Genomic DNA, 12,003 nt, shown 5'->3' with positions numbered 1-12,003 from the left:
AAAGAAACTCGGTAGCACATGCACCACTCACCGGATGACAGGCGATTCAACGATCTCGACAAGGGGCTGTGATGCTGGGTGACCTTTTCGAGCCAGGGCATTTCGATCTCAAGGCACTGGCGGCCTACTCGTCCTGCTCGGTTCGCTGGCTGAGGGATCGCCTCGTGGATCGCCTCCATCCGCTCCCTCACTACCGGATTGAAGGAAAAATCCTGGTGAAGCGAGAGGAGTTCGACCGCTGGCTGTCGTGCTCGCACGTCGTCAACTCGGCTGATGAACTGAGCGAGATCGTTGACTCGGTTGTCACTCACATGCGGCCGTCGAAGCGGAGCGCTTGACACAGGGAAAGGGAGTCACACAGACTATGCGTCCTATGAGTGTCACGATTCGAGAGTGGAAAGGGGCGTGGTGGATTTTCATCAACCACCATGGTACCCGCAAGGCCAAGCGGATTGGGACGGGAGTGGTGGGGAAGAAGGCCGCGAAACAGGCGGCTCAACAAATTCAAGCCAGGCTGGCGCTGGGGCAAACTGCGTTCGACTGTCCACAGACCAGCATGACCCTGGACGCCTACGTCGAGACATTTCTCGAACGGATTGAACAGACCCGCAAACATACCACACACGCCGACTACCGAAAGATCTTCGACCGCTACGTCTTCCCAGTCTTTAAAGGACGGGATCTTCAGCAGATCACGCGGGAGAAGGTAAAGGCCTTCGCGGTCGGGTGCCTGCAGCGCGGCTTGTCGGCAAAGACTGTGCAGAACATCATCCGCACGTTAAGCAGCCTCTTCAGTCATGCGATTGAGGACAATCTCATCACGGCCAATCCCGCATTGAGACCGAGCAAGTTTCTGCCGAAGATTAGCAAACGCCGTTCGATCAACCCCCTGACCCGCGAAGAGCTCGCGCGCTTCTTGGCCCATGCGAAAACCGCGTCGCCGACACTCTATCCGGCATTTCTCTGTGCATCCTGTACTGGATTGCGCCAAGGTGAGCTCTTGGCCCTTCAGTGGGATGATGTCAATTTCGCGGGGCGCTTTCTGGAGATCCGTCGTAACTTCACACATGGCAAGATGACCACGCCCAAGAGCGGCGAGTCTCGACGCGTGGACCTCTCACGAGAACTCACTGCCCGCCTAGAGCAGTTTCTATTTAATCATGCATAATATGCGTTATACTGAGGCTGCCTTTTGGGAGGGGCGAGTATGGCGGCATATTCACAGGATTTACGGGATCGGGTGTTGCGCGGGCTTGAGCGCGGCGAGGGGGCGACATCGATTGCCCACCGGCTGGAAGTGAGCCTGCGCTGGGTGTACCACGTCAAGGATCGTTACGAGAAGGAGGGGGAGCGGGCGGCGCAGAAGTTGGGCGGGTATCGCCGTTCGCGCGTGGCGGCGATGGAGCCGCATATTCGGGCATGGATCGGCGCGCAGGTTGATATGACGCTCGCTGAGTTAAGCGAGCGGCTAGCCGAGCACGGCGTGACGATCAAAACGACCGCGCTGTGGCATCAGCTTGATAAATGGAACCTGACGTTTAAAAAAAACTCTGCGCGCCAGCGAGCAAGAACGAGAAGACGTGAAACAGGAACGGGCCGAGTGGCAGGAAAACCAACCCGCGCTTGATGTCAGCAAGCTGGTGTTCATCGACGAAACCGGCGCGAACACTCAGATGACCCGCCCGCGCGGGCGTTCTCCGAAAGGCAAGCGGTGCCATGCTTCCGTTCCGGGCGGTCACTGGAACACCACGACGTTCATCGCCGGGTTGCGCGTGAACGAAGTCACCGCGCCGATGACGCTCGACGGCCCCATGGATCAAGAGGCATTCCTTATCTATGTACGCCAAGTCCTCTGCCCCGCCTTGAAGCCAGGCGATATCGTCATCGCCGACAATCTCGGCAGTCACAAGAGCGACGACGTGCGAAAGGCCATCGAAGCCGTCGGCGCAAGCATTCGCTATCTGCCCCCGTACTCGCCCGACTTCAATCCGATTGAAATGTTTTTCTCCAAACTCAAAGCGCTGCTCAAAAAAGCCGCACTCCGCACCGTCGACGCACTATGGAATGAAATCGGGAAACTCCTCGACGCCTTCTCACCGCAAGAATGCGCCAAGTACTTCAACGCCGCAGGCTATTCGTGCATGGCTAAATAGAAAACGCTCTAGAGACACTGCAGCTTGATCGGCAGTTTGAAGCGGCCACCCGTGGTTGGAAGGAAATCCCTCTATGGGTCTTTTGTAACGAGCAGGGCCAACCACTGAATCAGAACCGGATCCGCCTGAAATTCTTCCGGCTGCTGAAAGGTGCCGGGGTGCGACAAGTGCGATTCCATGACCTCCGTCATTCGTTCGCATCGCTTCTACTCCAGAACGGCGAAAGCCCGGTCTATGTCAAAGATCAGATGGGTCACAGCTCCATCCAAGTCACAGTAGATTTGTATGGCCATTTGATTCCGGGCGGGAATACACAAGCTGTCGATCGGCTCGATAGCCCGTTCTTCCAGCCCAATTCTGCAACCCCGGCGCAACCGGCACCAACCTTGATCGGAGCAACATCGTCAGATCAATTGATGCCACAAGGGGTTATGAGGAAGGGGTATGGGGTGGATGACGGGTTTCGAACCCGCGACCTCCGGATCCACAATCCGGCGCTCTAACCAGCTGAGCTACACCCACCACAAGGGGTTTGAGGAAGGACGATATTAACAAAGCACGGATCGCCGTCGCAACCGACAGGCTTTACTGCCGTGCATCGAACGCAGCCTGCATCTCGGCAAGAATGGCGGCCACGGTCGCCGATGGATCTGCTGCATCACGAATGGGTCGGCCGATCACGAGATAATCGGCACCCGAGGCGATCGTCTGGGTGGGCGTTGTCGCTCGAGCATGATCGTCGACTCCTTTTCCAACCGGACGCACACCCGGTGTCACGATTGCGAAGCGCGGACCGACTTTCTGGCGGATGGCTGCGGCCTCTTCACCAGATGCCACCACGCCGTCACAGCCGACCTCTGCTGCCAGCAACGCCCGGGCTGTGACAAGATCTTGCACTGTCCGTTGTATGCCCATCTCCCGAAGATCGTTGCTGTCGAAGTTCGTCAGCACAGTCACGGCCAACAGTTTAAGCGATGACCCTGCTCGCCCCTGCGCGGCCGCCGTGAGCGCCTTGCGGTTCGCATGAACGGTTAAGAAATCCACTCCCATCGACGCGACCCGTGCCGTCGCGCGACGAACCGTCTCCTCGATATCAAGAAACTTCAAGTCAAGAAACACCCGCATGCCTCGCTCCACAATCCGCTGGATCATGGCCGGGCCTGCCGCGGTGTAGAGCTCAAGACCCACCTTGACAAAGGAGATATGTCCTTGAAGGTGGTCCAAGAACCGATCCGCTTCTGCCGCTGAAGGTACGTCCAATGCGAAAATGAGTCGATCTCGTGCGACGATCTTCACCGTGCCCTTACTCCTTCTCCAGAGCGATCCTTGACGATCGGCAGCGCCCCATGATACTACTCAACCTCTTTAACCATTAGGAGTGATCGATGCCTCAGTCTCATAAATCAACGATTCGACGCGCTCGCCAAGCCGAGCGGCGACATGATCGTAATCGGGCCACCGTCAATACGGTCAAGACCCTCATCAAGAAGGTTCAGTCCGCCCTGTCGGAGAAGAACGCAGACGAGGCCAGGGCCGGTTTGCTGGAAGCGACCTCGGCAATCGGGAAAGCTGTTTCGAAAGGCATCCTTCATCGCAACACGGCATCCCGCCGAATTTCACGTTTGGCTCTTCGCGTCAATGCCCTGCCCGGTTCCGGCTCTTAATCGTTCGCACGTTCGACACGACTCGCGGAGGAACCTTCGTCGGTGAGTTCGAAGGACGCGGAGACGGTTCAACGCGACGTCCCGCATTGTCCTCACAGAGCTTCAACAACAGGCGCTCCAGCACGATTCTCGGCCGACTCCCGCTTCCACCCTTGAGTCTCCCGTCGGCGTCGAGAAACTGACGCAGTGCCTCTTGAAGGCGTGGCTCAGAAAACCGATCGAGAAAAGCGCGGACTTTCCAGGGCTCCATGCGCAAGCTCCTGGCAGCCTCTCCCTCACGGCCGCCGTTGGTCAGCGACTCTTTGACTTTCCAGAGACGGCGATACTGCCATGCGAGGGAACCGAGGATCCGAAGCGGGGCCTCTCCTGCCTCGAGGTTGCGCGCCAGGATAGAAAGGACTCGTCCCCGGCGACCCTCTGCGATGGCGAGGGTCAAATCAAACACCGAGGCGCCGGGATCCATACCGCGCAGCAGATGGACGTCGTCAGCGGTGACAGCCCGATCGTCCGGTACATACGAGGCCAGCTTCTCCAATTCGCGCCGCACGCCATACAGTGATGCACCACACGACTCCTGCAGCACCTGGGCTGCCGCATCCTCCAACCGAAGCCCGACCCGTTCTGTTTCACGGGCGATCCAAGCAGGGAGCTGTGAATCGCGGAGAGGTGAACAGTCGACTACGATTGCCGCTCTGGTCAGAGCCTGAGAGAATTTCAACCGACCGTCCAATTTGGAGCTCACGAACACCAGCGTCGTGGATTCCACAGGATTTTCCACATGGTCCAGCAGCAGGTCGCTTTCTCGAGCGGTCAGTTTCTCCGCCCCCTTCACCACGACCAAGCGACGCTCCGCGAAGACGGGCACTGCCGACACACTGTCCCTGATCTCGGTTCCTCTTGCTTCATCTCCATAGAACAGTTCGTAGTTGAACTCGTCCCCTTCACTCCCAATGGCTGCGCGCTTGATGGCGGCGAGCGCAGAATCCCTTAGAAGGTCTTCTTCCCCTACGACGAGATACAGGGACCCAGCGCCTCCCTGTTTCAAGGTCGACTCCAGCTGCACGTAATTCACCGCCGATGCCATCGGATAGACCTTCGCGTTTAGTGAGATGCAGGAGCCGGTGCTGACGCTTGCTTCGTGAAGCCGCTCGTCTCGAGCTCTAAGAGGAAACGCGCCGCCAGGTCTGCCGCCACAAAGCGACCAGCCTGCTCCTCCGCGCGATCCTGCAGCGCACGATTAAATTGGAGATCGGTTGAAATAAAGAACTCCGATGCACCTTTTGCGATTTGTGTCCAGACCATTTTTTTGCCGGGCCGAACGCCTTGAACCTGAACCGAGACGATCACCTCGACCCTCCTTTCGAACGTCTCCGACAGCGTAAAACTGAGGGTCGACACGATCACCGAAAGGATTTGCCCGGTCAGTACGAGATCCGCCGCTTCGGAATCCGGCACGATCTGTGCCCCGCTTCCGGTGGAAAATTCTTCGCGAAAATAATTGGTGTATCGTGTTTCCAGATTCGGCTCAAAGCTGTTGTTGATCAACGTTCGGATCACGAGGCGTGGCCGTGGTTCGTTAGACGTCGGGGCAGATGCTCCTCCGATAGTCGGTCCCGCTCCCTCTACTCGAAACTGATAGCCGCAGCCGACGAAGAGCGCAAGACAAGCGAGAATGGCGAGTCTAGCGAGAGTCGCGCGACAAGACATCAACCGACTGCGCGTGTGATGCCATGTTGACCCGTCCCGCTTTTCCCGCATATCGCGCCTCTCACGCGCTTTAAATCACGAAATTGAGCAGCTTCTTTTCGACGTAGATCACCTTCTTGGGCTGGTTGCCTTGGAGCCATTCCGCCGCTTCCGCACGTGCCAGCCGTTCAATCTCTTCGCGCGCCGCCTCTGCTGACACATCGATTTTAGCCCTGAGCCTCCCGTTCACTTGAATGGGAATGGTCATCCGCTCGCTGACCGTCATCGCCGGATCGAAAGCTGGCCAAGGCTGCTGCGAGACACTGGGCTGGTGTCCCAAGAGGCTCCAAAGTTCCTCGGCGACATGCGGCGCGAAGGGCGAGAGCAACAAGACGAACGGCTCGATCACCGATCGAGATCGATGCTGTGCCTTCGTCATTTCGTTCGTGAAAATCATCATTTGTGAAATCGCCGTATTGAAACGCAAGGTCTCGATGTCCTCGGTGACTTTCTTGATCGTTTGGTGAAGCAGGCGTTGGTGGTCGAGGCTCGGGGCGGTCGAAACGATAGCACTCGAAAGTCGGCTTTGTTCATCGATCATCAGACGCCAGACCCGTTCCAAAAATCGCGTCACGCCTTCTACGCCCCTGGTGCTCCAAGGCTTCATCGCCTCGAGGGGGCCCATAAACATTTCATAGAGCCGCACCGCATCCGCGCCGAACTGATCGATCATCTCATCCGGGTTGACCACATTGCCGCGCGATTTCGACATCTTCTGATTGTCTTCTCCCAAGACGATGCCCTGATGCACCAACTTGAGAAATGGTTCGGGACTGCTTGCCACGCCGATATCAAACAGAACTTTGTGCCAGAAGCGAGCATACAAGAGATGTAGCACGGCATGCTCGCTGCCCCCGATGTACAGATCCACGGGCATCCAATAGCGCTCTTTTGTCTGGTCGACGAGCTGTGTCGAGTTCTTGGGATCGATGAATCTCAAGTAGTACCAGCATGAGCCGGCCCACTGAGGCATGGTGTTGGTTTCGCGCCGAGCCGACTTCCTGGTGGTAGGGTCGATCGTCGTCAGCCAATCATCCAGGTTGGCCAGCGGACTTTCACCCGTACCGGATGGTTTGAAGTTGCCGGTCTCCGGCAAGACGAGAGGCAACTGTTCTTCAGGAAGGGGACGCGCCTCTCCATCGACCCACAGGACCGGAAAGGGTTCTCCCCAATAGCGCTGTCGGGCGAAGAGCCAATCGCGCAGTTTGTAGTTGACCGCTCGCGTTCCCTTGCCTTGCTTCAACAGCCATTCAGTAATTTTGGGAATCGCGTCAGACGGCGCGAGCCCATTGATCGAAAAACTGTTGTCACTGGTTGCTGAATTCACAACCCTGCCGAGCTCGGTCTCGGTGAACGCCGCTTGCTGCACATGCCCGCCCGAGATCACTTCGCGAATAGGCAAATCATAGCGACGCGCGAACGCCCAGTCTCGTTCGTCGTGTGCCGGCACGGCCATGATTGCGCCGGTCCCGTAACTCATCAGCACGTAATCGGCAATCCAGATCGGCAAACGTTCCTGGTTCACCGGGTTGACGGCGTAGCCACCGGTAAAGACTCCGGTCTTCTCCTTATCGAGCTCTTGTCGTTGTAGATCGCTTTTCTTCGCCGCCGTTTCACGATAGGCCTGGACGGCGCCTTTTTGCTCCCCACTCACGACCAGGTCGACAAGCGGATGTTCAGGTGCCAAGACCATGTAGGTCGCACCGAACAGTGTGTCCGGTCTGGTCGTGAACACGCGGATCACGCCCTTCCGATCGGCCAGCGAAAAATCAACCTCCGCACCGATCGATCGCCCGATCCAGTTTTTTTGCATCTCCAGCGTACTGGAAGGCCAGTCGACGAGTTTCAAGTCCTCAAGCAATCGATCTGCATAGGCGGTGATCTTGAGCACCCATTGCCGCATCGGTTTGCGAATGACGTCGAAGCCGCCGACTTCACTCTTGCCGTCGACGATTTCCTCATTCGCCAGCACCGTGCCGAGTGCCGGGCACCAGTTGACGGGGACCTCCGCGACGTAGGCCAATCCTCGTTCAAAGAGCTTCAGGAAAATCCATTGGGTCCAGCGATAATACTGCGGGTCCGTGGTACTAAGTTCTCGCTCCCAGTCATACGAGAGTCCGACTCGCTTCATCTGACGCTTAAAGGTAGCGATGTTTTCTGCCGTCGTCCTCGCCGGATGAATGCCGGTTTTCACGGCATACTGTTCGGCCGGCAGGCCGAACGCGTCCCAGCCCATCGGGTGCAGCACGTTGAACCCCTTCATCCGCTTGTATCGTGAGACAATATCGGTGGCGGTGTAGCCCTCAAGATGACCCACGTGGAGCCCGGAACCGGAGGGGTAAGGGAACATATCGAGGCAGTAGAATTTCGGCTTGCCAGGAGCTTCCGTGACGCGGAACGTCCGGTACTGATCCCAATACTGCTGCCATTTCGCCTCGATCGTTCGGTGATCGTATCCTTTACTCATGGTCGTCAGGTCCCAAAAGGACGGAGGACTGTAACATAGCCCCCCTGGGGTCACAAGTTTCGAAGCCGAAGGGCTGAACCCCTTTGTTATACTACCAGCGCGATGGGATTCTACTGCGATCATATCTTCCCCCGGCTCATGGAGTGGGTCATGGCGAGGGAAGAGTTCCATCGCCTTCGAACGGAGATCCTCGTCCCGGTACAGGGTGATGTGTTGGAACTCGGGATTGGAACCGGACTGAACCTTCCGCACTATTCAAAAGCAGTCACCATATTACATGCCGTCGACCCAGCTCTTCTTCTACCGAAGACGGTCGCAGCGCGCCGCGCCCGCTTGGCCTTCCCCCTCCATATCCAACGAGGCACTGCCGAAGAGCTGCCCTATGGTGATCGGCTCTTCGATTATGTGGTGAGCACCTGGACACTCTGCACGATTCCCGACCCGGTGCTTGCTCTGCAAGAAGTAGGGCGCGTACTAAAACCAGGAGGACATTTCCTCTTTTTAGAGCATGGTCGAAGCGATGATCAGAAGATCGCAGTCTGGCAAGATCGGCTCAATCCTATTCAGAACCTGATCGCTTGCGGATGCAATCTCAACCGGCAGATCGATCGGTTAATCACTCAAGCCGGCCTGAACATCACACGACTAGATCGCTTCGCCATGGAGACGGTACCTAGGCTCGGTGGGGAAATGTACCGAGGCGCGGCAACAAAAAAAGGTTAGACAGTCGGCCTGCCGTTGAGCAAGGGCGCAAATCCACTGATGGAGAGAAACTGCGGAAGGGGAGTCGCCGGCAACTGCGAACTCGACTTGGCGCTATGAACTAGATGGGCGACTCCGAACTCTTTCGCGGCCATCAGACATCCTGCATCGTCATCCATGAACAGGGATCGCGACGGATTGAAACCCAACAAACGTTGGCAGTTCGGCCAATACTCCGATCTCATCTTGAGATAGCCGACCTCAAAGGCATCCAGGATCCGGTTGACGTAGCGATCCAGACCGGTCTTGGCGACTTTGACCGACACCCCCGTGAAATGGGCGTTCGTCACGATGGTCACCGGCTTCCCGAGTTGCCGAAGCCGGCGCAAGAATTCCTCGGCGCCGGGGAGAAAACCGATCATGTAATCAAGTTCTTTGTGCATCGCCACCACATCGATGCCGACCCGCTTCGTCCAGTAGTCCAGGTCCGTCCAAGCTAATTCGCCTTCGACCGATCGATACATCGCCATCAGGCGATCGCGAGCTTCCTCAAACGGGAGTGCATGCAGCGCCGCATACCGACGCGGCAGTTCTTCTTCGAAAAAGAAGTTGTCGAAATGGCGATCGAGCAACGTCCCGTCCATGTCGAGCAGCACATCGTCGATCTGCGTCCAGTCGGGGAGGTGCTGATTCATCGCGTGAAGTATAGCCGAACGGCGAAAGAGAAGACGAGGTAAGTTGTCTTTGAGAAAAATCCTATGTTACGGTCCGATCAATTATGCCGTGCCCAAAATCTGCTCCCAACCAAGAACCAACGCTGCCGTTGACTTTAATGGAAAGCGGATCACCGCCTCTTGTGGCTATCATCGGCCGGCCGAACGTGGGGAAGTCGACGCTGTTCAACAAGATCTTGGGCGCAAAGATCGCCATTGTGGACGACGTCCCCGGTGTGACCCGTGACCGCAACTATGCCGATGCGACCTACCGCAATCGAAAGTTCCGGCTGGTCGACACGGGGGGGCTGGATCCTTCTACTTCCGACAGCATGTTGTCCTTGATTCGGCGACAGTCGGAACTGGCGATTGTTGAAGCGGATATCCTGATCTTGCTCTTGGACGGTCGCTCAGGATTGACCCCGCCGGATCACGAAGTTGTGCGGCTGCTACGCGGGGTGACGAAACCCCTGTTCTATGCAATCAACAAGATCGACACACCGAAGTCCGAGCCCTTACTGGCGGACTTCTACCGCTTGGGCACCGACCAGCTCTACCCTGTGTCCGCCGAGCATGGCCTCGGTGTCGCTGAGCTGTTGGACGCCATTTACCCGCTCCTTCCGTCGGCCGACGAGTCCAACGATCTGCAACAACTCCCCCGCGTTGCCGTGGTGGGACGTCCAAACGTCGGCAAATCCACCCTCGTGAACGCGCTCCTTGGAGAGGAACGGGTCGTCGTCAGCGATGTTCCGGGAACGACACGCGACCCGATCGATTCACTGGTCATACATCAGAACGAACGCTATGTCTTCACCGACACAGCGGGCATCAGGCGGCGTGGCAAGGTTGATCGAGGGGTGGAAGGCTATAGCGTCCTACGATCACTCCGTGCCATCGGTCGGTCCGACATCGCTGTCCTCCTACTCGATGGTCTGGAAGGGGTCACGGAACAAGACACCAAGATCGCAGGTGCCATGCTGAAGCAGGGGCGTGCCTGCATTCTGTTGATCAACAAGTGGGACTTGCGAGCCGGAGATGCTAAGGCGCGACAAGAGTATGAACGAGAACTCCGTCGCCGGTTTCCTTTTCTGACATGGGCTCCGATCCTGTATGGATCAGCCCTGAAACCAGAATCTGTCCGTCGCCTGTTTCCTCTTCTTAAAGACGTGCATACCATGTTTACCAAGCGTGTTCCCACCGGCGCGCTGAATACCTGGCTGCAGAAGATTTTGGTCAGCCATCCCTTGCCGGTCCGCAAACACAAGCCGTCGGCCGTCACGAAGTCCGCCTATATCACTCAGGTGGCCACCAAACCGCCGGTCTTTGCATTATTTGTCGGCCACCCGGAAGACCTGACACCTTCATATCTCCGCTACTTGGAGAACCAACTGCGTGAGACGTATGCATTCACCGGCACACCACTCCGCCTCATGGTCAGAAAGAAGTAACCGTCTCACCATCTCGGAGATCCTCTCTCCGACACCTCTTCAGTGCTTGCCTTCTCTCACCAACCCCCTACAATGCGAACGGACGGCATCGCCCTCCCCAGCAATGTGATGACGGTACATGAACGAAACCTCGGTTTGGCACCACGAGCCCGGCCTCTCTTAGCACGACACTTATCGGAAATGACATTGATCTCCACATGTGGCCAGAGTTAACATGACTTTCATGAGCTTGCTTCCGCGTATCACGATCAATCCAGCCCAGTGCGGTGGGCGCCCCTGTATTCGCGGCATGCGGATCCGAGTGAAGGATATACTCGACCTCCTTGCTGCGGGCGTCTCACCGGAAACCATCCTGCATGACTATCCCTATCTTGAGAAAGAAGATATTCAGGCAGCCCTTGAGTTTGCAGCCGCCCAGTCCGACCACGTCATCCTCCGCGCCGGATGAACTTCCTGATTGATGCTCAACTCCCCCCAGCCTTGGCTCGGCTCATCCTATCGCTCGGTCATCAAGCCGTTCACGTCGATGAAGCTGGAATACTGCTCTCAACGGATCAGGCAATCTAGAATCACGCCGTCGCCAATGCTCAGGTCATCATCACAAAGGACGAAGACTTTAAAAACCTGCTCCTGCTCACCCCCACACAGAAAACCCCGGTGGTGTGGATACGCATTGGAAACTGTTCCAATACCGCACTGACCAGATGGTTTCAACCACTCTTTCCACAGATACTCGCTTATCTTGGGCAGGGTGAATATCTGATTGAACTGTACTAACCGGACGCACCTTCAATAGACAACGAGCGGAATACCTGGCTGCAGAAGATTTTAGTCACTCATCCCTTGCCGGTCCGCAAACACAAGCCGTCGGCCATCACGAAGTCCGCCTATATCACTCAGGTGGCCACCAAACCGCCGGTCTTTGCATTATTTGTCGGCCACCCGGAAGACCTGACACCTTCATATCTCCGCTACTTGGAGAACCAACTGCGTGAGACGTATGCATTCACCGGCACGCCGCTCCGCCTCATGGTCAGAAAAAAATGAGTGCTGCGCCCGTTCGAAGATCCCGCGTCCCACAGTGCCTGGTGGCCGGCCTTCTCTCCCTGA

Annotated in this window: 14 protein-coding genes, 1 tRNA gene and 1 pseudogene; 10 read left to right on the top strand and 6 right to left on the bottom strand. The window is 57.0% G+C overall.

Annotated elements, in window-relative coordinates; genetic code table 11:
* Positions 1-71 precede the first annotated feature (71 nt).
* The 5 genes and pseudogenes from P0119_17170 to P0119_17150 all read left to right on the top strand — a co-directional run bounded on the left by P0119_17170 (position 72) and on the right by P0119_17150 (position 2,389).
* Complete coding sequence (locus P0119_17170; protein MDF0667783.1) at positions 72-338, top strand: hypothetical protein; 267 nt, start codon at positions 72-74, stop codon at positions 336-338.
* A 26-nt stretch (positions 339-364) separates the two neighbouring features.
* Complete coding sequence (locus P0119_17165; protein ID MDF0667782.1) at positions 365-1,168, top strand: tyrosine-type recombinase/integrase; 804 nt, start codon at positions 365-367, stop codon at positions 1,166-1,168.
* Between the two features lie 39 nt (positions 1,169-1,207).
* Entirely contained in the window at positions 1,208-1,627 is a 420-nt protein-coding gene (locus P0119_17160) for a helix-turn-helix domain-containing protein (protein ID MDF0667781.1), read from the top strand.
* On the top strand, positions 1,581-2,153 hold the full coding sequence (locus P0119_17155) for an IS630 family transposase (protein ID MDF0667780.1): 573 nt from the start codon (positions 1,581-1,583) through the stop codon (positions 2,151-2,153). Before P0119_17160 ends, P0119_17155 begins: the two co-directional genes overlap by 47 nt.
* Positions 2,154-2,278: 125 nt before the next feature.
* Positions 2,279-2,389: pseudogene (locus P0119_17150) on the top strand (hypothetical protein).
* Positions 2,390-2,598: 209 nt separating this feature from the next.
* Here the strand turns inward: P0119_17150 and P0119_17145 are convergent.
* Both P0119_17145 and pyrF read right to left on the bottom strand, forming a co-directional pair.
* Positions 2,599-2,675 (bottom strand) — tRNA-His (locus tag P0119_17145).
* A gap of 63 nt (positions 2,676-2,738) precedes the next feature.
* Positions 2,739-3,449 (bottom strand): orotidine-5'-phosphate decarboxylase, encoded by a 711-nt coding sequence (gene pyrF, locus P0119_17140; protein ID MDF0667779.1) that lies wholly within the window; start codon positions 3,447-3,449, stop codon positions 2,739-2,741.
* A gap of 89 nt (positions 3,450-3,538) precedes the next feature.
* Between pyrF and rpsT the strand changes: the two genes are divergently transcribed.
* On the top strand, positions 3,539-3,817 hold the full coding sequence (gene rpsT, locus P0119_17135; GenBank protein MDF0667778.1) for a 30S ribosomal protein S20: 279 nt from the start codon (positions 3,539-3,541) through the stop codon (positions 3,815-3,817).
* Here rpsT and holA read toward each other — a convergent pair.
* From holA to leuS, 3 genes are read right to left on the bottom strand one after another with little or no spacing between them, the layout of a single operon-like run.
* Positions 3,789-4,901 (bottom strand): DNA polymerase III subunit delta, encoded by a 1,113-nt coding sequence (gene holA, locus P0119_17130; GenBank protein MDF0667777.1) that lies wholly within the window; start codon positions 4,899-4,901, stop codon positions 3,789-3,791. The two genes, rpsT and holA, sit on opposite strands and share 29 nt — an antisense overlap.
* 17 nt (positions 4,902-4,918) lie before the next feature.
* Positions 4,919-5,575, bottom strand: a complete 657-nt coding sequence (gene lptE / locus P0119_17125) for an LPS assembly lipoprotein LptE (GenBank protein MDF0667776.1) — start codon at positions 5,573-5,575, stop codon at positions 4,919-4,921.
* A gap of 19 nt (positions 5,576-5,594) precedes the next feature.
* Positions 5,595-8,030: a leucine--tRNA ligase gene (gene leuS, locus P0119_17120; GenBank protein MDF0667775.1), complete on the bottom strand. Its 2,436-nt coding sequence runs from the start codon at positions 8,028-8,030 to the stop codon at positions 5,595-5,597.
* 150 nt (positions 8,031-8,180) lie between these two features.
* Here leuS and P0119_17115 point away from each other — a divergent pair, with 150 nt between their 5' ends.
* Entirely contained in the window at positions 8,181-8,753 is a 573-nt protein-coding gene (locus P0119_17115; protein ID MDF0667774.1) for a class I SAM-dependent methyltransferase, read from the top strand.
* Here P0119_17115 and P0119_17110 read toward each other — a convergent pair.
* The gene (locus tag P0119_17110) at positions 8,750-9,427 is read right to left on the bottom strand and encodes an HAD hydrolase-like protein (GenBank protein MDF0667773.1); all 678 of its coding nucleotides are present in this window, start codon (positions 9,425-9,427) and stop codon (positions 8,750-8,752) included. The genes P0119_17115 and P0119_17110 overlap by 4 nt on opposite strands.
* An 83-nt stretch (positions 9,428-9,510) precedes the next feature.
* Here P0119_17110 and der point away from each other — a divergent pair, with 83 nt between their 5' ends.
* The 3 genes from der to P0119_17095 all read left to right on the top strand — a co-directional run bounded on the left by der (position 9,511) and on the right by P0119_17095 (position 11,940).
* On the top strand, positions 9,511-10,893 hold the full coding sequence (gene der / locus P0119_17105; protein MDF0667772.1) for a ribosome biogenesis GTPase Der: 1,383 nt from the start codon (positions 9,511-9,513) through the stop codon (positions 10,891-10,893).
* Positions 10,894-11,116: 223 nt separating this feature from the next.
* Positions 11,117-11,341, top strand: a complete 225-nt coding sequence (locus tag P0119_17100) for a DUF433 domain-containing protein (GenBank protein MDF0667771.1) — start codon at positions 11,117-11,119, stop codon at positions 11,339-11,341.
* A 368-nt stretch (positions 11,342-11,709) separates the two neighbouring features.
* Positions 11,710-11,940, top strand: a complete 231-nt coding sequence (locus P0119_17095; GenBank protein ID MDF0667770.1) for a hypothetical protein — start codon at positions 11,710-11,712, stop codon at positions 11,938-11,940.
* Positions 11,941-12,003 lie beyond the last annotated feature (63 nt).

The sequence above is a fragment of the Nitrospira sp. genome, from assembly GCA_029194665.1.
GTDB lineage: Bacteria > Nitrospirota > Nitrospiria > Nitrospirales > Nitrospiraceae > Nitrospira_D.
Note: the sequence above shows the minus strand (reverse complement) of the source record. Positions and strands in the feature narration are given on the sequence as shown.

Excerpts from the sequence above, each read along its gene's own strand:
- P0119_17170 (MDF0667783.1), top strand. The coding sequence starts at position 72 with ATGCTGGGTGACCTTTTCGAGCCAGGGCATTTCGATCTCAAGGCACTG.
- P0119_17165 (MDF0667782.1), top strand. The coding sequence starts at position 365 with ATGCGTCCTATGAGTGTCACGATTCGAGAGTGGAAAGGGGCGTGGTGG.
- P0119_17160 (MDF0667781.1), top strand. The coding sequence starts at position 1,208 with ATGGCGGCATATTCACAGGATTTACGGGATCGGGTGTTGCGCGGGCTT.
- rpsT (MDF0667778.1), top strand. The coding sequence starts at position 3,539 with ATGCCTCAGTCTCATAAATCAACGATTCGACGCGCTCGCCAAGCCGAG.
- holA (MDF0667777.1), bottom strand. The coding sequence starts at position 4,901 with ATGGCATCGGCGGTGAATTACGTGCAGCTGGAGTCGACCTTGAAACAG.
- lptE (MDF0667776.1), bottom strand. The coding sequence starts at position 5,575 with ATGCGGGAAAAGCGGGACGGGTCAACATGGCATCACACGCGCAGTCGG.
- leuS (MDF0667775.1), bottom strand. The coding sequence starts at position 8,030 with ATGAGTAAAGGATACGATCACCGAACGATCGAGGCGAAATGGCAGCAG.
- P0119_17115 (MDF0667774.1), top strand. The coding sequence starts at position 8,181 with ATGGCGAGGGAAGAGTTCCATCGCCTTCGAACGGAGATCCTCGTCCCG.
- P0119_17110 (MDF0667773.1), bottom strand. The coding sequence starts at position 9,427 with ATGAATCAGCACCTCCCCGACTGGACGCAGATCGACGATGTGCTGCTC.
- der (MDF0667772.1), top strand. The coding sequence starts at position 9,511 with ATGCCGTGCCCAAAATCTGCTCCCAACCAAGAACCAACGCTGCCGTTG.
- P0119_17100 (MDF0667771.1), top strand. The coding sequence starts at position 11,117 with ATGAGCTTGCTTCCGCGTATCACGATCAATCCAGCCCAGTGCGGTGGG.